The organism is Acidithiobacillus sp., from assembly GCF_027322205.1.
In the GTDB taxonomy this organism is placed as follows: Bacteria; Pseudomonadota; Gammaproteobacteria; order Acidithiobacillales; family Acidithiobacillaceae; genus Acidithiobacillus.
This window is the reverse complement of the sequence record NZ_DAHVHY010000003.1, coordinates 38,418-58,583: the sequence shown is the minus strand read 5'-3', so window position 1 is coordinate 58,583 and position 20,166 is coordinate 38,418. Positions and strand designations below refer to the sequence as shown.

At 59.1% G+C, this 20,166-nt stretch carries 21 protein-coding genes; 5 read left to right on the top strand and 16 right to left on the bottom strand.

From position 1 onward, the window contains the following. Nucleotide 1: 1 nt before the first annotated feature. The 5 genes from nadC to M7F93_RS01195 form a co-directional block, all read right to left on the bottom strand. Complete coding sequence (nadC, locus tag M7F93_RS01215) at nucleotides 2-829, bottom strand: carboxylating nicotinate-nucleotide diphosphorylase (RefSeq protein WP_298167811.1); 828 nt, start codon at nucleotides 827-829, stop codon at nucleotides 2-4. A gap of 181 nt (nucleotides 830-1,010) precedes the next feature. Further along, the gene (locus tag M7F93_RS01210) at nucleotides 1,011-3,827 is read right to left on the bottom strand and encodes a valine--tRNA ligase (RefSeq protein ID WP_298167807.1); all 2,817 of its coding nucleotides are present in this window, start codon (nucleotides 3,825-3,827) and stop codon (nucleotides 1,011-1,013) included. Between the two features lie 11 nt (nucleotides 3,828-3,838). Continuing rightward, nucleotides 3,839-4,597 (bottom strand): hypothetical protein, encoded by a 759-nt coding sequence (locus M7F93_RS01205; protein ID WP_298167804.1) that lies wholly within the window; start codon nucleotides 4,595-4,597, stop codon nucleotides 3,839-3,841. 14 nt (nucleotides 4,598-4,611) lie between these two features. After that, nucleotides 4,612-5,037 (bottom strand): DNA polymerase III subunit chi, encoded by a 426-nt coding sequence (locus tag M7F93_RS01200; RefSeq protein ID WP_298167801.1) that lies wholly within the window; start codon nucleotides 5,035-5,037, stop codon nucleotides 4,612-4,614. Between the two features lie 12 nt (nucleotides 5,038-5,049). Continuing rightward, nucleotides 5,050-6,552, bottom strand: a complete 1,503-nt coding sequence (locus tag M7F93_RS01195; RefSeq protein ID WP_298167798.1) for a leucyl aminopeptidase — start codon at nucleotides 6,550-6,552, stop codon at nucleotides 5,050-5,052. A gap of 115 nt (nucleotides 6,553-6,667) precedes the next feature. Between M7F93_RS01195 and lptF the strand changes: the two genes are divergently transcribed. Both lptF and lptG read left to right on the top strand, forming a co-directional pair. Beyond that, nucleotides 6,668-7,789 (top strand): LPS export ABC transporter permease LptF, encoded by a 1,122-nt coding sequence (gene lptF, locus M7F93_RS01190; RefSeq protein WP_298167795.1) that lies wholly within the window; start codon nucleotides 6,668-6,670, stop codon nucleotides 7,787-7,789. Then, nucleotides 7,786-8,859: an LPS export ABC transporter permease LptG gene (lptG, locus tag M7F93_RS01185; RefSeq protein WP_298167792.1), complete on the top strand. Its 1,074-nt coding sequence runs from the start codon at nucleotides 7,786-7,788 to the stop codon at nucleotides 8,857-8,859. The genes lptF and lptG overlap by 4 nt, the downstream gene beginning before the upstream one ends. Here lptG and M7F93_RS01180 read toward each other — a convergent pair. The 9 genes from M7F93_RS01180 to M7F93_RS01140 form a co-directional block, all read right to left on the bottom strand. After that, nucleotides 8,852-9,196 carry a hypothetical protein gene (locus M7F93_RS01180; protein WP_298167788.1) on the bottom strand — a complete coding sequence of 115 codons (345 nt, stop codon included), beginning with the start codon at nucleotides 9,194-9,196 and terminating at the stop codon, nucleotides 8,852-8,854. The genes lptG and M7F93_RS01180 overlap by 8 nt on opposite strands. A gap of 14 nt (nucleotides 9,197-9,210) precedes the next feature. Further along, complete coding sequence (locus M7F93_RS01175; protein WP_298167786.1) at nucleotides 9,211-9,903, bottom strand: glutathione S-transferase family protein; 693 nt, start codon at nucleotides 9,901-9,903, stop codon at nucleotides 9,211-9,213. A gap of 8 nt (nucleotides 9,904-9,911) precedes the next feature. Next, on the bottom strand, nucleotides 9,912-10,364 hold the full coding sequence (locus M7F93_RS01170; protein WP_298167784.1) for an EVE domain-containing protein: 453 nt from the start codon (nucleotides 10,362-10,364) through the stop codon (nucleotides 9,912-9,914). A gap of 4 nt (nucleotides 10,365-10,368) precedes the next feature. Continuing rightward, on the bottom strand, nucleotides 10,369-10,683 hold the full coding sequence (gene cyaY / locus M7F93_RS01165) for an iron donor protein CyaY (RefSeq protein WP_035194282.1): 315 nt from the start codon (nucleotides 10,681-10,683) through the stop codon (nucleotides 10,369-10,371). 87 nt (nucleotides 10,684-10,770) lie between these two features. After that, nucleotides 10,771-12,582 (bottom strand): DNA helicase RecQ, encoded by a 1,812-nt coding sequence (recQ, locus tag M7F93_RS01160; protein ID WP_298167768.1) that lies wholly within the window; start codon nucleotides 12,580-12,582, stop codon nucleotides 10,771-10,773. Nucleotides 12,583-12,620: 38 nt separating this feature from the next. Then, complete coding sequence (locus M7F93_RS01155) at nucleotides 12,621-12,782, bottom strand: hypothetical protein (RefSeq protein ID WP_298167766.1); 162 nt, start codon at nucleotides 12,780-12,782, stop codon at nucleotides 12,621-12,623. 5 nt (nucleotides 12,783-12,787) lie between these two features. Further along, on the bottom strand, nucleotides 12,788-13,297 hold the full coding sequence (locus M7F93_RS01150) for a hypothetical protein (protein WP_298167763.1): 510 nt from the start codon (nucleotides 13,295-13,297) through the stop codon (nucleotides 12,788-12,790). Between the two features lie 65 nt (nucleotides 13,298-13,362). After that, on the bottom strand, nucleotides 13,363-14,202 hold the full coding sequence (locus M7F93_RS01145; protein WP_298167760.1) for a symmetrical bis(5'-nucleosyl)-tetraphosphatase: 840 nt from the start codon (nucleotides 14,200-14,202) through the stop codon (nucleotides 13,363-13,365). A gap of 3 nt (nucleotides 14,203-14,205) precedes the next feature. Beyond that, complete coding sequence (locus M7F93_RS01140; protein WP_298167758.1) at nucleotides 14,206-14,553, bottom strand: DsrE family protein; 348 nt, start codon at nucleotides 14,551-14,553, stop codon at nucleotides 14,206-14,208. Between the two features lie 288 nt (nucleotides 14,554-14,841). Between M7F93_RS01140 and M7F93_RS01135 the strand changes: the two genes are divergently transcribed. From M7F93_RS01135 to rpsT, 3 genes are all read left to right on the top strand, one after another. Beyond that, entirely contained in the window at nucleotides 14,842-15,645 is an 804-nt protein-coding gene (locus M7F93_RS01135) for an ABC transporter permease (protein WP_298167755.1), read from the top strand. Nucleotides 15,646-15,664: 19 nt separating this feature from the next. Next, on the top strand, nucleotides 15,665-16,672 hold the full coding sequence (locus M7F93_RS01130; protein ID WP_298167752.1) for an ABC transporter ATP-binding protein: 1,008 nt from the start codon (nucleotides 15,665-15,667) through the stop codon (nucleotides 16,670-16,672). 139 nt (nucleotides 16,673-16,811) lie between these two features. Next, a complete protein-coding gene (gene rpsT / locus M7F93_RS01125; protein ID WP_298167749.1) occupies nucleotides 16,812-17,087 on the top strand; it encodes a 30S ribosomal protein S20 in 276 nt (91 codons plus the stop codon). A gap of 101 nt (nucleotides 17,088-17,188) precedes the next feature. Here the strand turns inward: rpsT and M7F93_RS01120 are convergent, their stop codons facing one another. Further along, nucleotides 17,189-19,171, bottom strand: a complete 1,983-nt coding sequence (locus M7F93_RS01120; RefSeq protein WP_298167746.1) for a UvrD-helicase domain-containing protein — start codon at nucleotides 19,169-19,171, stop codon at nucleotides 17,189-17,191. Between the two features lie 29 nt (nucleotides 19,172-19,200). Beyond that, the gene (gene lgt / locus M7F93_RS01115; protein ID WP_298167743.1) at nucleotides 19,201-20,022 is read right to left on the bottom strand and encodes a prolipoprotein diacylglyceryl transferase; all 822 of its coding nucleotides are present in this window, start codon (nucleotides 20,020-20,022) and stop codon (nucleotides 19,201-19,203) included. Between the last annotated feature and the right edge of the window lie 144 nt (nucleotides 20,023-20,166).

The following is a 20,166-nucleotide window of genomic DNA, read 5'->3' as shown; positions in this document are numbered from 1 at the left end:
CTCAGAAGTAGCGCAGCGACAGATCCAGGCTGCGCAGATGGCGGGTGAGGCTGCCGACGGAGATGAAATCCACGCCGGTAGCCGCTACCTCGGCGATGTTGTGCAGGCCCATATTCCCTGAAGCCTCCAGGGGCAGACGCCCGGCGACCCGCTGCACGGCATGGCGCAGATCCTCCAGGGAGAAATTGTCGAGGAGGATCATGTCGGCACCCGCACTCAGCGATTCTTCCAACTGGGTCAGATTTTCTACTTCGACCTCTATACGGGTCAGCGCCGGGGCGATTTGCCATGCTACCGTGAGCGCCGCGGTGATGCCCCGGCAGGCGGCGATATGGTTTTCCTTGATAAGGATGCCGTCGTAAAGACCCAGCCGGTGATTATGACCACCACCGACGCGCACCGCATATTTCTGGGCCTGGCGCAGGCCAGGGATGGTCTTGCGGGTATCCAGCAGACGCGTTTTATGGCCGCTCAGGGCGTCGACATAGGCGCGGACCTGGGTCGCGGTACCGGACAGAGTCTGCAGAAAATTCAGTGCCGTGCGCTCTCCGGAAAGTATGGCGCGTGCCGGACCCTCCAGAATGCAGAGGATCTGATCGGGGGCGATGCTTGCCCCCTCGGCGGCCTGCCAGGTGATCCGGATCGCTGGCGAGAGGGCGGCAAAGGTGGCCTCGGCATAGGCCTGTCCGCAGAAAATACCCTTTTCGCGACTGATGATACGGGCACTGAGACGATTGGCGGCAGGGATGAGTGCCGCGGTCAGGTCGCCACTGCCCATATCTTCGGCAAGGGCGTGTCGTACGGTGAGCGATAAATCAGCAGGAATCATGCGGGAACCTCATTGCGGTCGACCCGGAAGAGCCAGACCAGGTCGATGATGGCGGCAATGGGGGGACGATACCGCCAGCCATTGCCCGCCGCAGAAACTGCTCATGGGGCGACAGAATGTGCCCGGACAAAGGTTCAAGCAGATAAACTGGGCGGTTAGCCATGCGGATCCCTGCGCCCCGTCACAAATGCTCCAGTCGCTGTGCCTGTTCGCTGAGTTGCAGCAGGGCGGCATCCATTTCGCGCAGACGCTCTTCCTCCTTGGCGACGACCTCGGCGGGCGCGCGGTTGCGGAAGCTTTCCTGGGCCAACTTAGCGGTGGTTTTCGAGCGATCTTGTTTCAGACGTTGCTGTTCTTTCGCCAGACGGGCCTGCTCGGCCGCCACGTCAATGACTCCCGCGAGAGGGACGAGGACGCGCAGGTTGCCGACCAGTTGCAAGGCGGCGGGCGGCGCTTCTTCTTCCGTGCCCAGCCATTCCAGACTGGCGAGGCGGCTGAGAGCGAAGAGCCAGTGAGCGTATCGTTCTGCGCGCTGGCGGTCGCTGGCGTCGCCCCCCTGCAGCAGCAGCGGCAGCGCCTTGCCGGGTGCTATATCCATCTCGCCACGCACCGAGCGGATGGCGCGGATGACGGCAATCAGCCATTCCGTATCGCCATCCGCCTGGGTGTCGATACGGGAGAGGTCCGCCACCGGATAGGGGGCGAGGGCAATGCTGTCGCCCGCCTTGCCGATGACCGGGGCTATCCGCTGCCAGAGTTCCTCGGTGAGGAAGGGCATCACCGGGTGCATCAGCCGCAGGCCAGCCTCCAATACCCGCAGCAGGGTATTGCGGGTGCCGCACTGCTGTGCTGAGGTAAACGGGCTGTCACTGCGCAGGACGGGTTTGGTCAACTCGATATACCAGTCGCAGTAGTCATTCCAGAAAAACTGGTACAGCGCATGGGCGGCGTCGGCAAAGCGATACTGGTCGATGGCGCTGTTGACGACCGCTTCGCAGTGCTGCAGACGACCGATAATCCAGCGTTCCGGCGCCAGCAGTTCGCGCTCGCCTTCCAGATCGGCCGGATTTTGTATCTGCATCAGGGCAAAACGCGAGGCGTTCCAGAGCTTGTTGCAGAAATTGCGATTTCCCTCCACCCGCTTGAGGTCAAATTTGATGTCCCGACCCTGGGTGGCCAGTGCCGCGAAGGTGAAGCGCAGGGCGTCGGTGCCGAAGGCGGGAATGCCGTCGGCGAATTCCTTACGGGTGGCCTTTTCGATTTTGGCCGCCATCTGCGGCTGCATGAGGCCACGGGTGCGCTTGGCGACGAGGTCTTCCAGGCTGATCCCGTCGATGAGGTCGATGGGGTCGAGGACATTGCCCTTGGACTTGCTCATCTTCTGGCCCTCGGCATCGCGCACCAGACCGTGGACATAGACTTCATGGAATGGCACATCGTCCATGAAGCGCAGGCCCATCATGATCATCCGCGCCACCCAGAAAAAAATGATGTCGAAGCCGGTGACCAGCACGCTGGTGGGGTAGAACTGGGCAAGGTCCGATGTTTTTTCCGGCCAGCCCAGGGTGGTGAAGGGCCACAGCGCCGAACTGAACCAAGTATCGAGCACGTCCGGGTCGCGTTCCAGCACCACCGGCATGCCGTAATGGCGGGCGGCTTCCGACTGCGCTTCCTCTTCACGACGGGCGACAAAGATTTTGCCGTCGGGACCGTACCAGGCGGGAATCTGGTGCCCCCACCAGAGCTGGCGGGAGATGCACCAGTCTTCAATACGCTGCATCCAGTCGAAGTAAGTTTTATTCCAGTTTTCGGGCACGAAGCGGATGCGGCCTGCTTCCACCGCGCGGATGGCGGGTTCGGCCAGTGGTGCGACCTTTACATACCATTGATCAGTCAGGTAGGGCTCGATGACGGCCTGGGAGCGGTCGCCACGGGGCACCATGAGCGGGTGTTCGTCGGTGCGTTCCAACAGATTTTCTGCCTCCAGCAGAGCAAGAATCTGCTGGCGGGCGGCATAACGGTCCAGTCCGCGTAAGGCCTCGGGAATATCCCCGGCAACGACGTTGTCGCCGAAGACTTCGATACGGTCCCGGATACGGGCATCGGGGGTAAAGACGTTGAGCAGGGCCAGACCGTGTCGCTGCCCCACCTGATAATCGTTGAAATCGTGGGCTGGGGTGATTTTGACGCAGCCCGAGCCGAATTCTGGTTCGACATAAGTGTCCGCGATGATGGGAATCTCGCGGTTCATGATCGGCAGGCGCAGCGTCTTGCCGATGAGAGCGGCATAGCGCGGATCTTCAGGGTGCACCGCCACCGCCACGTCGCCCAGCAGCGTTTCCGGACGGGTGGTGGCCACCACGAGGGCGCCACTGCCATCGCTGAGGGGATAGCGGATATGCCAGAGGGCGCCTTGTTCTGCTTCGCTGATGACTTCCAGATCAGAGACTGCCGTGCGCAGGACCGGGTCCCAGTTCACCAGCCGCTTCCCGCGATAAATCAGACCCTCGTCATGCAGGCGGACAAAGACCTCGGTGACGGCATGGGAAAGCCCGCTGTCCAGCGTAAAACGCTCGCGCGACCAGTCACAGGAGGCCCCTAGCCGTCGCATCTGCCGGGTGATATGGCCGCCTGATTCCTGACGCCACTGCCAGACCCGTTCCAGAAAGGCACCGCGGCCCATTTGCTGGCGGTCACCGCCTTCCTGCACCAGTTGCCGTTCCACCAGCATCTGGGTGGCGATGCCCGCATGGTCGGTGCCTGGCTGCCAGAGGGTGCGCTCGCCGCGCATCCGGTGGACGCGGGTGAGGATATCCATCAGGGTATCCTGAAAGGCATGGCCCATGTGTAGGGTGCCGGTGACATTGGGTGGCGGCAGCATGATGCAGTAGGGCGTGCCGTCGCCTTGCGGCTGGAACAGGCCATGGGCTTCCCAGCGCGTGTAGCACTGGGTTTCGATTTCGGCGGGGGCGAAGGGGCGGTCCAGAGTGTCAGTCATAATAGGGTGTATTACTCAATTTCCGAGGCGTTAATCTGGTCCAGACCTTCGTGCAGGACACGCTGCAGTATTTCCGGAAGCGATTTGCGAATATCTCCAGCCAGGCTTTCGCGCAGCTTGATGCCCTCCAGCGCAAGGGTTCGCATGATAGTCAGACTGACCTGCTCTTTCCAGACGGTTTGCAGGCGCTGTGTCACCAGATCTTCCATCTCATTGATTATCCGCCGTTCAATCTCCTGGAAAAGCAGATCCTCGAAGTCTTTGAGAAAGTCGAGATCTACGGGAGGTGTCGGAACCGCGGGCGCGACCGTATCCGTGGCGCGCGCTTGCATTTCTGCCGTCTCAGGTATGGGCGATGGTGTTGGTGTCGCATCCAGTTCATGTTCTTCAATAGCTTCGTTGACTGTGGGGCGTGGCGCTACCGTTGCAGTATCCAGCCAGCGCGGGTCTGCTTGTGCGTATCCAGCGCGCACCGCCGCTGCACCAGAGGGTGATTCTGGGGCGGCCTCCTCCCAATGCATTGAAAATGTGGCGGCATGATCAGCTATGACCACAGATTCCGGGGGGATCGTTGGAGGATGCTCCGGCGATGTTTCTATCCTCGTCTCTATTGGGTGCGTTTCCGCTTCCGGTGCCTCGTTGTCTGTATGCCGCCAAAGTTGTGGTGGCAGTCCCTCACGCAAAAGATGGGTGAGCAGTAAAGGCGCTTCATCACCGGCATCCTGTTGCTCTTCAAGGGTGGGTTCTTTACGTGTCGGTATGCTTGCCATGGGTGCGTCTCCGGTCAGGCTTCCAAGGGATGCACCTGCATGGTGAATCCCGCATTCTTCAATTGTCTGTATCGTTCTCTGGCGAGGCTGCGAGGCCGCTCCGCGACAGGAATGAAGTCGATAAGCCGCTCGCATGCGGGGACAGGTGCCGGTAATTCGTCCAGCCCGCAGAGCACTAACGCTTTGCTCTGCGGGGGCCAGACGCCACCATCATGGATGCGTATTGATTCTCCTGTACCCCGGACATGGGGCACAAAAGCACCAGCCTGGAAAGTCCAAAGGAGATCATCCATGATCTGCCCCATCTCGATGTCCGGGCACAGGATATCTGCTTCTCCCATGACCTGCCAGACTTTCGCAATCACCCGGCACATGCCGCGCTGCTGCTCGTGCGGGGTGAGCAGCGTCGGCGGCAGTTCATAGAACGAGGCGATGGGCAAACTGTGGTCCTCTCAGACCACCTGCCGCGCTCGTCGCAGCAAATACTCCACTAACAATGGCACCGGGCGGCCCGTCGCACCTTTATTCTCACCGCTCTTCCACGCCACCCCGGCGATATCGAGATGCGCCCAATGATAGTTTTCGGTGAAGCGCGAGAGGAAGCAGGCGGCAGTGATGGTCCCTGCTGGCCGACCGCCGACATTGGAGAGGTCCGCAAAAGGGCTCTTCAATTGCTCCTGGTATTCGTCGAAAAGCGGTAGCTCCCAGGCCCGATCCATACTTTCCTTACCGGCAGCAATAAGCGCATGGACGAGTTCTTCGTGATTGCCGAGCACGGCCGCAGTCTGGTGCCCCAGAGCGATGACGCAGGCGCCGGTAAGGGTGGCCATATCGATCACTACGTCCGGTTCGAAACGCTCAACATAGGTTAAAGCATCCGCGAGGATCAGCCGTCCCTCGGCATCGGTGTTAATAATCTCCACGCTCAGACCTTTCATGCTCTTATGGATGTCACCGGGCTTGGTAGCCTGTCCGTCGGGCAGATTTTCTGAGGCGGGTACCACGGTAATGACGTTCAGCGGGAGTTTGAGCTCAGCCGCAGCCTGAATAGCCGCCAGAGCTGATGCCCCGCCGCACATGTCATATTTCATCTCATCCATCTTATCGGCGGGCTTCAGGGAGATACCGCCCGCATCAAAGGTGAGACCCTTGCCGACCAGGACGATCGGTGCCTGATCCTCGGCGCCGCCCCAATATTCGAGAATGATCAGCCGGGGTGGCTGTCGGGATCCGTTGGCGACGCCGAGGAGCAAATGCATTTCCAGGGCTTCCATGGCATCCGGACCGAGGATAGTGCTTTTGATGCCCAGACGCTGGGCCATGGCCTCCGCTTGTTCAGCAAGCCAGGCAGGGGTGCAGACATTCCCCGGTTCGTTGGCCAGATCCTTAGCCCACGCGACGGCCCGTGCCGTCGCGTGGGCTTCTGTTGCGGCACGCTGAATCTCTGTGAAATAGGTTGGATTATCATCAGCAACAATGAGTTGCAGGGTATCAAAAGCCCGTTGTGGGCTGTCTGCGGGCTTTTTATGCCGGTCAAAGTGATAATCGACTTCCGCTATCGCCTGAACCAGAATTTTAGCGAGGGCCGCTGCGGAACGATGGACCACAGGGGTATCCAGCAGATGTAAGCTGACACGGCTGATGCGGGCACTTTGTAAAGCACTTGCCGCGGCAAGTGCGGCTTTGCGAAATTGACGATCATTGATCTTGCCATGGGTACCGAGGCCTAGGACAAGCACCCGTGCAGCGGCAATTTTTGGAACCTGATAGAGTATCTGCGTCTCGCCACAGGCACCGCTGAAATCTCCGGTATGGAGGAGTGCCTGGAGGACGCCGCCGCTGGCCAGATCAATCAGCGTGGCGGCGGGGCTCAGTACGCCACCTTCATACACTCCGACAACCACACAGTCATTATTGTCGGCGGTTGGGTTCTGGCACTGTACGGCTATCTCCACGGTGGTTCTCCTGATAATCTGTAGGCGAGGAATTCGAGATGACGTTAGAGATGGAAAATAAGCCCCAAGGGCACCGGGAATCAAGTCTTGCGAGTAATCTCCGGGGGGTGCCCGTTTGACGCGCATCCATATGCAGCTCGTGCGGAATATCACGACCTCTTTTCTACTGACCGGCCTGGTGGTGTTTGCCATCCTGGCTATCGGCCAGATGACCCAATTGTTGAGGCAAGTCGCTTCTGGCCAGTTGCCATTATCGATTGTACTGCAATTGCTGGGCCTGGCGGTACCTACGCTGTTGGTTATGGTATTGCCGCTGGCCTTTTTCTTCGCGGTTTATCTGGTGTTCAGTAATCTCTATCGTTCCAATGAGATGGTGGCTATTCGCAGTACAGGGACCGGGTTGTCAGGGCTGCTGCCGTCCGTCGCGGTAGTAGCGGCAGGTGTTTTTTGCCTGGAACTGATTTTGTCTCTTTCCTGGGCGCCTGGTGCGCAGCGCCAGTTACAGGTCGAATCTGTGCGCCTGGCCAATGCTGCGGCCGAGGCTATGCTGCAGCCCGGCAGTTTCACGAAGTTACCCGGCGGTCGGGTTATTTATGTAGGGCAATCCGTGGGTAAAAACAGTCACCGTTTCCGCGAGATATTCTTGTCTATTGCCCAGGGTAAGCAACTGGACTTGGCGACGGCAGCTTACGGGGAGATCAAGCCCAGTCAGGACGGCGCTCTGACCCTGGTGCTGGTGGATGGCCAACGCTATCTGGGACAGCCGGGGCAAGATGGATTCAAAGTCCTTTCCTTCGCGCGTTATCGGGTGTTGCTGGGTAACCCGGTCACTAGCACTGCCCAGCCGGGCGGTATCAACTGGGGTAGCGCGTCTCTGTCTCAGCTTGGGCATCACCTGTGGGGCACCGAGAGGCGCTTTGCAGTAACCGAGTTGGAGTGGCGCCTGCTCTGGCCGCTGGCGCTACCTTTATTGGCGTTGCTGGCTATTCCGTTGGCCTACAGTGAGCCTCGGGGTGGTGGACGGGCGGCAGGCATGCTGGTAGGTATACTGTTTTTGTTGGCTATCAATAACATCGTGATTTATGTCAAAGAGCATATGATGAGCGGCAGGATGCCGGTTTTCCCCGGATTATTTTGGGTGCTCCTGCTGATTTTGGCTGTGGCCATGTACACTTTCTTCAGGCGTAGTCGCGATCTGCCGATTTTCCCTGCCTGGTCGGGTCGGCGCGCGTCATGAAGCGCGCCGACCGGCTGCTGTTTCGTGGTATGCTGTTATATAGCAGCCTTTTGCTGGTTATGCTTCTGACGCTGGTGTACATCGCCCAGTTGGTTGCCAAATCATCCGGACCAGGGCATGGAGTCTGGTCTATGACGCGGCTGCTTTCCTATGCCGCTTTGCAGTTGCCCGATGTGGCTTATGATGTGATTCCACTGGCATTACTGCTCGGTGCGCTGGTCTGGATGAGTATCCTGAGCGGACATTCTGAGGTGATCGCCTTACGCATGTCGGGGTGGTCAGTCTGGCGTCTGGAACAGCCGCTCTTGCTGGTCGGGGTGCTAGGCGCTGGCCTTATGTTTGCTCTGGGAGAATGGGTGATCCCGGTCACCGCGCCAGCTGCCGAGGCCATGTGGACCAATACCGATGCGCCAGGTGCGGGATTTCACAACATGGGGGCGCAGGGGCTCTGGTTGCGCTACGGTGCACAGATTATCCAGATTGGCGCGGTGGGAGATGGCGGGAAGGTTTTGCAGGATCTGCATCTCGCCCGGATACGCCAGGGTATGGTGGGGGTGGACGCCATGACTACGGCCAGCGAGGCGACATTCAAAGAGGGGCACTGGAGCTTGCACGATGTCCAGTTTTTCGAAATTACGCCAGATCAGATACGGATGACGCGTGTTGCGGAGATGCCGTGGTCAGTGACGCTCCATCCGGCCACCCTGCGTAGCTTTGCTCATCCGACACGAACCATGACGCTGCCTACCCTGTGGCAAAGTTATCAGGCTTTGCAGAGCGGCGCGCTGAGTATGAATCGCGTCGCTCTCGCCTTTTGGCGCAGGGTGAGTTATCCATGGGTGGGCCTGGTGATGATTTTGTTGGCGGTACCTTTTGTGACGCGCAACCCGCGCGGCGGTAACCTGGCCGCGCGGGTTATGGCGGGACTAGTGTTGGGGCTGGGATTTCATTTCCTTACGGAGATGTCGGGATATATCAGCGTCTCAGGCGGAATACCCCCTTTAGCCGCTACTTTCTTACCGATTGCGCTCTTTGCGGCTATCGCCGGGGTTTTGCATCGTTTTACCTGAGTGCGGCGTCACGCTGGCGAATCAATTCCTGATCAAATGCATTGTCGAGCTCCTGTGAGAGTTTGAGCACTTTGCGGAAGAGGCGCGGATCCGCGTCATCCGCCTGAGTACGCAGACGTAAGCGGGCAAGACCATCAAAACTGTGGGCGCGATCCACTGGGTCGTTGGCCGATTGACACTGGTTGCCTTGATAGAGGGCGTTGAGCACTTCAGCGGTCAGTGCATCGTCGAGTTTGTCTTCCTGTGCTGCACGGAGTGCTGCCTCCGGGACCATGTCTTCGAGGAAGGGATATCCCAGATGCTGATTGAGAAATTGTACAAGTTCTTGATAGGTCATGGTGGACTCCAGGCTTAGAGAGAGCGGATCATGCCGTCGTTGAGGGAAACACCACATGCTTCGGCGACACGTTGAAAATAATATTGCAAATCGAGGGGTATGGTCACGCCGTCGAGCAGGCGCAGCAGGTGAAAGTCGGCCGTTAGGACGATGTCGATCAGCGACAGGGTGCCCGTGTAACAGCGCTGTTTGGCAAGTACTTTGCCGAGTTCACGTAGACGTCCGCGGTTTTCCAGTTGCTGATAGGCGCCATAGCGATCATTGGCGAGGGATTCTATAGACTGCTGAAAACGACGTTCACATTCCTGCCGGTAAAACTCCATATCTTCGGGATCGCCGCAGATTTCTTCATAGGCGGGCAGGACTGGGGCAATAAGACGGTCACCGAGTGCGGTCAGTCCCGCACGCCACTGCACAAAAGCCTCCCATTCGGCTGCTGGAATACTGCTGTGCAGCGCCGGGGTATCCGGATAGCGTGCATCCAGGGCGGCCAGTTCAGCGAGTTTCCCCTGCTGTGCCTGACCATCTGCATGCACCAGCACCGGCAGTTCGGCAAAGCCCAGATCAAAAGCGGTTTCCTGATCGCGCAGGGCGCAGGGATGATCGTTCCAGTGCAGGCCTTTGGCGCCAAGGACCATGCGCAGCATCTGGCCTTCCACGGAGGACCAGTGGTGGTAGAGCGTCGGCCCGGTCGTGTTTTCCGGCACGCGTCAGTTTATCCGGCCCACTGCAGGACGTGATGCCATTGGCTGACCGTGACCGGCAAGATAGACAGGCGATTACCTTTGCGGATGAGTGGGCTGTCTAAAAACTCTGGCATGGTACGTAGGCTATCCAGCGCAATGTTATGCGCAAAAGTCTGGCGGTAAGCCACATCTACCAGGTCCCAGCGCGGTTGCTGGAGGCTGGATGCCGGGTCGTAATGGTTGCTCTGCGGATCGAACTGGGTGGGGTCTGGATGCGCGGTGCTGACTACTTCAGCGGTTCCGACGATGCCGGGGACGGGCACGCGCGAATGATAAATGAAGACCCCGTCCCCTATCTGCATGCTGCGTAGGAAATTACGGGCCTGATAATTGCGGATGCCGTCCCAGGGTTCTTGCCCGCGCTGCTGCAAGTCCTGCAAGGAGAAGGCGTCCGGTTCGGTCTTCATCAACCAGTAGGCCATGCGGTCAATCCAATGTTACGGGATGGTCGAGCCGCCGGCTCAGCAGGCGGCTGACTGCATCCTCCAGGGATTCCCCGGTCTGGCTATTCCGCCATGTGCCATCCTGCTGCGCGAAACGCGCCGGACCATCGCTGCAAGCCAGCCAGACTTGTTGCACCGCTTCCTGACGATTGATGATGATCTGACTATCATCGGGCAGGAGTAAAGTGAGTACGCTGTCCACGAGATCGCTCTCCACTTCGGGAGCACTGGCTTCTATTCGGCTCAGCAGATCATTGAGGGTATTTTCGACGGTGACGGCGAAGCTCTGTGCGTTCATGGGGCTATCCTCGATCATCGCTCTATGATGAGACCTGTCGGGCTGCAGAGCAAGTTGTCGTCGGCGTGCGGGTTCCGCAGGAAGGCTTTATGGACGCGGACCACGATGCAGTATCTTCAGGAAGGACTCCCCGTAAGCCGCCAATTTGCGTTCGCCGATGCCGGGGACTGTGGCCAGCCCCTCCAGGTCGCGGGGGCGTCGTTGCAGCATTTCCATGAGGGTGGCGTCGTGGAAGATGACGTAAGGAGGCACGCCCTGTGCCAAGGCCAGTTCGCGGCGGTGCTGGCGCAGGGCTTCCCAAAGATTTGCATCCTGGAGTGCGACTTCCGGGCGTTTGTCGCGCTGCTTGGGTGTCGTGCTTTCATGCTGGCGCAGCGTCAGTTTTTCCTCGCCGCGCAGGAGCGGACGACTGCTCGGGCTGAGGCGCAGGCCACCGTGACCCTCGGCATCGACTTCCACCAGTCCGCGCAGTAAGAGATGGCGAAAAAGGGCTCGCCAAGCGTTAGCGGAGAGTTCTTTGCCAAGGCCATAGACGGTCAACTGGTGATGGCCCCATTGCTGGATGCGCGGGTCTTCGCGGGCCAGGAGCACGTCGACCAGATATTGCACCCCGAAGCGCTGACCGGTCCGATGGATGGCAGAAAGGGCTTTCTGGGCAGCGACGGTGGCGTCCCAGGTGGCAGGGGGCTGCAGACAATTATCGCAATTGCCACAGGGCAGGGCGAGGTGTTCGCTAAAGTAGCCGAGCAGGGTCTGACGTCGGCAGTCGGTGGTTTCGCAAAGGGCGAGCATGGCGTCCAGTTTGTGCCCTTCCATCTGCTTGCGCGGCAGGTCGGCTTCTGATTGCTGAATCATTTGCCGTAACTGCACCACATCCTGCAGGCCATAGTGCATCCAGGCCTCGGCGGGCAGCCCGTCGCGGCCGGCGCGGCCGGTTTCCTGATAATAGGCCTCAATGCTCTTAGGCAGATTCAGATGGGCGACGAACCGGACATTGGGCTTATCGATACCCATACCGAAGGCGATGGTGGCGACCATGATCACCCCTTCATCCCGCTGAAAATGTTGTTGGTTGCGGCGCCGCTCGTCGGCGCTCAGGCCAGCGTGGTAAGGCAGGGCGCCGAGTCCCTCACCTTGCAGCCATTCGGCCACTTCTTCGACGCGCTTGCGGGACAAGCAGTAAACGATGCCCGCCTCGCCCGCGTGGCGGTCGCGGATGAAGCGTAACAAGGCGTTGCGCGCGCCCTGACTACCGCTGTTGATGTGGTAACGGATATTGGGGCGATCGAAGGAGCGGATAAAGACGGCAGCCTTCTGCAACGCCAGTCGCTCGATGATTTCCTGGCGGGTTTTCGAGTCGGCGGTGGCGGTAAGGGCGATCCGCGGCACTTGGGGAAAGCGCTCATGCAGCACCCGGAGCTGCAGGTATTCCGGGCGAAAGTCGTGGCCCCACTGGGATACGCAATGGGCTTCGTCGATGGCGAAGAGATTGATGGTGGCTCTTTGCAGCAGGGCGAGGGTGCGTTCCTGTAGTAAGCGCTCCGGGGCGATGTAGAGCAGATCAATGGCGCCTTGCAGCAGTGCCTCTTCGGTGGCACGCGCTTCTGCGGGGCTGGCGCTGGAGTTCAGGGCGGCAGCCGCTACGCCGGCCTGACGCAGGGCATTGACCTGATCTTCCATGAGCGCTATCAACGGAGAAACCACCACGCCGACGCCTGCCCGGGCGATGGCGGGAATCTGATAGCACAAGGATTTGCCGCCCCCGGTGGGCATGAGCACCAGCGCATCTTTGGCCGCCATCAGGGTCTGGATCACCTCTTCCTGTGGCGCCCGGAAGGCATCATAGCCGAAGGTATGACGGAGTATTTCTAATGGCTGCTGTATGCTGGAGATTGGCATGGTGACTCAGGATACCGGCAAAGGGTGTTTGGACCAAATCAGGTGATCAATCGGCCTTCCTGCCCATCTGGCGCGGCGAGTGCGCCGCTGACAATGATCAGGCTGCCGTAGACCCAGATCAGTATCGCAATCATCAGCACCACGAAGATGACTAGAAATACTACCCCTACTACGAGTTTGGCGACGAGTGGCGTCGCCATAAATTTCAGCAAAAACCCGATGAGGCCAAGGATGAGCCCGACAGAGAGGGCGCAATGATCAGGGCGAGCACCAGGATCAGCGTGACCATGTAAGGAAAAAAGAGCCAGACCAGACGATTGCTAAAAATATGTAGCGCACTTTTTAGCGCTGATTTTGGTGTTGCACCATAAGCGGCATAGAGCATAAATACATATCCAAAAAAGGTGCCGATCAGGGTAGAGACTAACAGGGCGATCCAGACATCTGGTCGGGCGAAGGTGTCGGGTGGCAGGGGATGCCCAGGTGTCGCTGACAGGCCCGAAAAAGCCACAAGGATTATGGCCAGGGCCGCGGGTAGCAGAGACAGTGTCCAGGCCTCAGCCCGTCCGATTCCCCACAACAAGTCTCCCATGGCCCAGTCTTGTCCGGCAATGACCTTGGCTAGCAGATGGTAGAAGCCAATGCTGATGACATATGTCCAAAGGTACATAGGGAAGCGCCACAGGTCGGCCGGGGACAAGGGGGTGTCGTGCATGGCTGGGTCTCCTGATGGTGGCTGTTTCACAAGCTGCGCAGTGGGGTAGCCCGCATGTGTCATTTTTATCCGTTACCCGGTCGCGCAAATATCGGGCAGGATGTTTGATAAATTACGGGTTCTGTGCCATCAATTCGCGCGGCACTGAGTTGACGGCCCCAGACGCAGCCGCTGTCCAATGCCAGCAAACGCGGCTGCACCAGCAGACCTTGGGTGGCCCAGTGGCCGCAGATGATGGCACCAGAAGTCTGTCTTTCAAAAAACCGCTGGTGCCAGGGCACAAACTCATGGGCAGGGTCTTTGGGCGGCGTGTTGGGCCAGCTAAAAAAGCCTTTGGCGGTCACGTAGCGGGCGCGGGTGAACACTGCGACCCGGAAGCGCTGTGCCTCCTCCTCGTTGCGACAATCCTGCCAGCGGTTGGGTGCCGGCGCCGCCCAGAGGGATCTCATGAAACGCCGCCAGTGACGATCACGCAAGGCACCCTCGACAGCATCGGCATGTCCTCGCGCTGTTGCTATGTCCCAGTCGGGATGGATGGCGGCGTGGACCATGGTCCAGCCCAGTTGTGGATCAGTATGCAGCAACGAGCCACTGCGCAACCACTCCATCCATTCGTCTGCCTGGGGGGCGGCCAGCAAGGGGGCGAGGGTGTCACTTTTTTTTGCCGGGGTGATGCCCGCCCAGCGCGCGAGTGCGTAGAAATCATGGTTGCCGAGGACGATCCGCACCTGGTCGTGCCAGGTGTAAAGCCGGTTGATGACTGCGTGGCTGTCCGGCCCCCGATTGACGAGGTCGCCCGCCAGCCAGAGCTGGTCTGTCTGTGGTGCAAAGCCGATTTGTTCCAGCAGAGAACTGAAGGGCGCATAGCAACCTTGCAGGTCGCCCATGGCATAGATGGCGGTCATATTTTAGAGTGTGATGACCTGATCAGAGAGTTTCATCTGGCGAACCAGGGTTTTCATGCTTGCCACTTTTATGCCGGGAATTAAGGTCCGATTTTCAGCTGCATGCAGCCATTCGAGACCAATCACATGAATTTCGGCACCTAACTCTTGAACCTCTGCGATGAGGTCGTGGTGGACACGCTGCTTCTCTCCCAGATCTTCCGAGCGTAGCGCCAATGACGCGGCTTCTTCGGTAAGAAATATACTGACTACGATGTCATCGGCGACGGCCGCTGCGGCCATGCGCAGGCCTTGGAGAACGGGGTTGCCGCTGGCGTCCGGATGGGATTTGATAAGAATGGTCCAGTGCATGGTCTTTATGCTCTTTGTCATCTGTGACTCTATCAAAAGTTTGCAGATTGGCGTCCCGCTTTGACGCTATGTGTGTAAGCCTAGCATAAAAATGCCCCGAGGGAGATTATGTCTGCATGGCGCCTTGGCTCGCTTGACCCTTGTCGTAGTCACCGATATAAATTGAGCTTGGAAATATCCAATGGAGAACAACGATGCGACTATGGATATGGAGCGTGTTGCTTATGGTGCCGTATATGGTTCCGGTATCCGCTAGGTTGTCCATGGCAGGTCAAATGGGAATGTCATTTGAGTGATGCGACGGCTATAGCGATTGCCGCATCACGCCAGCCGCCCGCCCGCTGGTTGGCGACGCTTATGGCGGTCGCTGTGCTGGTTTTTCTGCTGGCGCCCTTTGCTGCACTGGTTTTTGCCACGGACTGGCATGATTTCCAGTTCGCTCCCGGTGATCTCGGCGCTATTCGGGTTTCTCTGTTCTATAGCGGTCTGGCGCTCATGCTGGTGGTGCTGGCGGGGACGCCACTCGCCTGGTGGCTGGCGCATTGTCATTATCGCGGCAAATGGTTGGTGGATGCGTTGCTGTTGTTGCCGCTGCTGACACCGCCTCTGGCCATGGGTATTTTGCTGAGTTCTTTCTACGGACCTTATTCACCGGTGGGTGGCTTGTTCAGTCAGGCAGGACTCTACCTGACCAATACCGCATCAGCCTTTGTGCTGGCACAGATCTACGGGGCCATGCCCTACTATGTGTTGGCGGCGCGGGCAGCCTTCGAGGGGGTGTCTGAAGAACTGGAGCAGATCAGCCGTACCCTGGGACGTAACCGCTGGCAGACTTTCTGGCTGGTGACGCTGCCTCTGGCGCGTCTGGGGCTGACGGCCGGGGTGGCATTGGCTTGGGTGCGCGCCATGGGGGAGTTCGGTATCGTGCTCATTGTGGCGTATTTCCCGCAGGGCATTCCGGTCAAGCTTTGGGTCAATCTGCAGGATATCGGATTGGGTGCGGTTTACCCCCTGCTCTGGGTTTTCTTTCTGGTCGCGGTGCCTTTACCTTTGTGGCTGGGGTTGCGCTCGCGTCGGCAGGGGATGTTCTGATGGCGTTGCGCTAAAACCCATGGACATTCGCTATCAGCTAGAAAAACCGGTCGTGCTGGATGTTCAGATGCAAGTGCGGGATTTCACCGTCCTGCTCGGTCTTTCCGGAGAGGGCAAGACTTTGCTGTTGAAGGCCATCGCTGGCTTGATTCCAGCGCGTGGGCAGCCTTTTACCGGCCTGGCTGCCGAGCGGCGGCCCATCGGCTATTTGCCGCAGGGTTATGCGCTTTTCCCGCACCTGCGGGCTTGGGAGAACGTCGCTTTTCCGCTGCCCAGGGGCGCAGGTCGCCGCGCGCAGGCGATGAATTTGCTAACGCGCGTGGGGCTTGTCGATCTGGCGGAGCGTTATCCGGCGGCGCTCTCCGGCGGGCAACGCCAGCGGGTGGCGCTCGCCCGCGCTCTGGCCCGGCGTCCTGAATTGCTGCTACTGGATGAGCCTACCTCGGCGCTGGATATGGCCACCCGCGACGAAATTCTGGACGAGCTTATCCGTGAAGTCCACGACTTTGGGGTGCCGGTGCTGGCCGTGAGTCATGATCCGCACCTGGCGATGCTCGCAGATCATATGGCCGTATTGCTGGATGGGCGCGTTGTACAGGAGGGATCTCCGCGTGAAGTGTTTGCGCGACCCACCACTATGGGGGCGGCACGTTTGCTGGGGTTTCGTAATTTCCTGGCGGGGCGCGTTGAGGAGATGGGGGGAGCCGGAATGGTGGTGGCAGGAGCCGACTGGCGTTTACGTACTGGGTTGCAGCACGGCATGCATTCGGGTATGGCGGTGACCGTGGCCATTCGTTCCGAGGACCTCGTGCCGGGCGACGCTCTGCGCGGCTCAGCGCCAAATGCCCTGAAATTGCAGGTCGTGGGTCTCCAGGAGGAGGGTGTTGCCTTGCGTGTCAGAATGGAGGGCACTTTGTGTCTCGATATGCTGTTACCGCGCATACAGTGCGAAGGCAGATCGCTGGCGCTAGGCACAGATCTGTGGGTGCAGGTGGCACCAGAGCATGTGCACGTAATGGCAGGGTAAAGCAGGCCAGGTGTCCCCATTTTCGTAGTGCCGGGTGGGTTTTTGCAATCCATTGATATTGACAGGGTTGGGCGTTGGCGCCAGAATACGCCACTTAATTTCCCGCAGACGCGGGATTGTAGATATGGAGAGTACAAAGTTGGCCAATACAGCTCAGGCGCGCAAGCGCGTATTACAAAACGAAAAACGGCGCTTGCACAATGCCAGTCTGCGCTCGCGCTTGCGCACCTATGTGAGGGGTGTGCTGAAGGCCGTACACATCGGTGATCAGGAGCAGGCACGCACTGCGTTGCGCGCTGCGGAGTCGGTCATCGACAAAACAGTGGGCAAGGGTGTGGCACACCGCAACATGGCGGCCCGCACCAAGAGTCGGCTCTCGGCCCGCGTCAAAGCCATGGGTAACGTCGCTCAGTAAAGACAGGTAAGCATCCCGCAGTCCGAGCGGGATACCGAGCAGGAGAGGCGATCTGGTTGTGTGGATCGCCTCTTTCCTTTTATGCGTGGCGAACTCGCTTATCAGGTTTTGCCGAGCATCTCCCGCAGGCGGGCGAAAGCGGCAGTGGGGTCCATTTCTTCTTCGGGGTTCTGGTCGCCTTGCCAGTCCAGGTGCTCTTTAGGGATCTCCCGGAGAAAGCGGGAGGGTTCCGGATGGGCATCCTGGCCGTAGCGGCGGCGTTTGCGACAGAGACTCAGGGTCAGGCGGAAGCGGGCGCGGGTCATGCCCACGTAAAAGAGGCGGCGTTCTTCTTCGATCTGCTCCGGGGTTTCGCTGTTGCGGTGTGGTAGTAATTCTTCTTCGGCACCCACCAGAAACACCTGCGGAAACTCCAGCCCTTTAGCAGCGTGCAGGGTGGACAGGCGCAGCACATCGCGGTCGTCCTCCTCCTCGCGCTCCAGTACGTTGAAGAGCATCAGGCGATTGAGAATCTCCGGCAGCGTTTGCGGACCTTCGTCCTGTTCCTGCAGGCGCTGCATCCAGCTCAGGAGTTCCTGAATGTTTTCCCAGCGTCGTCCGGCATCTTTTTCGTCACCCTCATTGTGCAGATGTTGCAGGTAGCCGATTTCCTCGGGCAGACCCTGCAAGGCGTGGATGAGTTCGGCCTTGTCCACTTCGTCAGCTTTGAGATTTACCCATCCGGCGAAGTTGCGCAGGGCGGTGTGTGCCTTTTCAGGTAACTCCAATGCATCTTCCCAAAGCGCGGCGAACAGCGAGAGATTGCGTTCCTTGGCGAAGGCGCCCAGGCGTTCCAAGGTGCTGTTGCCGATGCCCCGCCGTGGCGTGTTGACTGCACGCAGGAAGGCGGGATCATCGTCAGAATTTGCCAGTAGGCGCAAATAAGCGAGAAAGTCCTTGATTTCACTGCGTTCAAAGAAGGAGATGCCGCCGGATATCTGGTAAGGAATGTGCGCGTTGCGCAGTTCGGCTTCAAAAGGGCGGGCCTGATGGTTGCTGCGATACAAAATGGCGTAATCGCGGTATTCACCCTGACGCTGGAAACGATCACGGAGAATAGCGCTGACCACCTGCTTTGCTTCGTCGGCTTCATTGGTGCAGCGCAGGGCGCGAATGCTGTGGCCATCGCCCAGTGTGCTCCATAGGCGCTTTTCAAAGAGATGAGGATTTTGCGCAATGACCGCATTGGCGGCCTGGAGAATGCGGCCGGTGGAGCGGTAGTTCTGCTCCAGTTTGACGACTTTGAGGTTGGGGAAATCCTGCGCCAGCCGATGCAGGTTGTCGGCAGCAGCACCCCGCCAGGAGTAGATGCTCTGGTCGTCGTCACCCACCGCCGTCAGGTTATGACGGGTGCCCAGCAGACTTTGCACCAGGTGGTACTGCGCCCCGTTGCTGTCCTGATATTCATCCACCAGCAGGTAGCGGATGCGATCCTGCCAGGCGTGGCGGGCTTCTGCGTGGTCCTGCAGCAGGCGGGTGGGCAGGAGGATGAGATCATCCAGATCCACAGCGTTGCAGGCACTGAGGGAGCGCTGATAGGGTGCGTAAATGCTGGTTGCCTCCTGACCGAGACGGTCATTCGCATGCGCTTCCTCGGGGAAGAAACCGTCATTCTTGAAGCGGGAGATACGGGCCTGGATGGCTTCGGCGAGATCGCTGGGGCCGTTGGCCTCGCGCAGCAGGTTACGGACCATCCCTAAGCTGTCGCCAGGGTCAATGACGCTGAAGTTGCTGCGATAACCCAGTCGCTCGATGTCTTTGCGCAGGATTTGCAGGCCGAGATGATGAAAGGTGGAGACCATCAGGCCGCGGCTGTTATGGCCCTGCAAAGCCTCCGCGACGCGGTTTTTCATCTCGCGGGCGGCCTTGTTGGTGAAGGTCACGGCACAGATGTGCCGGGGGGCTATCTGTTGCTCACGGATGAGGTAGACGATTTTCCGGGTGATGACCCGGGTCTTACCCGAGCCGGCCCCGGCCAGCACCAGCAAGGGGCCGTGGATATGTTTTACCGCTTCCAGCTGTGGCGGGTTGAGTTCTTCAGCCATGGGCATTAGGCAGGGCTAAACTGCAGCGGCTAATTATTGGCTGCCAATAATGTGCTTTTGGGTGATTCGGAGAAGCCACCCTTATAGGCCCACCAGATCACCAACGGGCCGAGAATAATCATGGGCACGGATAAGACCTGACCCATGGTGTAGGGACCGAAGACAAAGCCCAACTGAATATCCGGCTGGCGCGCGTATTCCGCGATGAAACGGAAGATGCCATAAAAGAGGACAAACATGCCGCCGACGGCACCGGCAGGACGCGCTTTGCGGCTGTAGATGGCCAGAATTAGCAGGAGCAGTACGCCCTCCAGCAGAAACTCATAGAGTTGCGAGGGCTGCCGGGGTTGCGGACCACCGGCGGGAAAGACCATGGCCCAGGGGAGGCCGCTGACACGGCCGAAAAGCTGGTCGTTGATAAAATTGGCCAGCCGTCCCAGACCCAACCCGATGGGCACGGCCGGTGCGATGAAATCCAGAGTCGGCAGAAAGGCATGTTGCTGATGGAGTCGTGCAAATACCCAGCAGGCGATGACGACACCCAGGAGGCCGCCGTGAAAGGACATGCCGCCATCCCAGATGGCCAACATTTTCACGGGATTGGCGAGATAATAGGGTAGGTTATACCACAGCACATAGCCCACCCGGCCCCCGAGAACGGCGCCTACGGCCACATAAAACTCCAGATCGACGACGTGTTCTTTGTGCCAGTTCCAGTGTGCCATGCGGCCGCGCCGGATGAGCCAGACGGTGGCTATGACAAAGCTGATGATCTCCAGCAGGCCATACCAGTGGATGGTGATGGGTCCGAGCTGGAAGCCGACGGTATTGATATCCGGAAAATGCAGCATGAGGTCCTCACAATTTTAGGCCACCATGGCGGAGCTCTGAGCTTCTGTCAAGGTAATGTCACGGGCTTGAGTTATGTCGACTGAGAAGCCCAAAGGTGACTTTCGGATGCTTGGCTTCTCTTGTAAATAGATATATCACTAAGT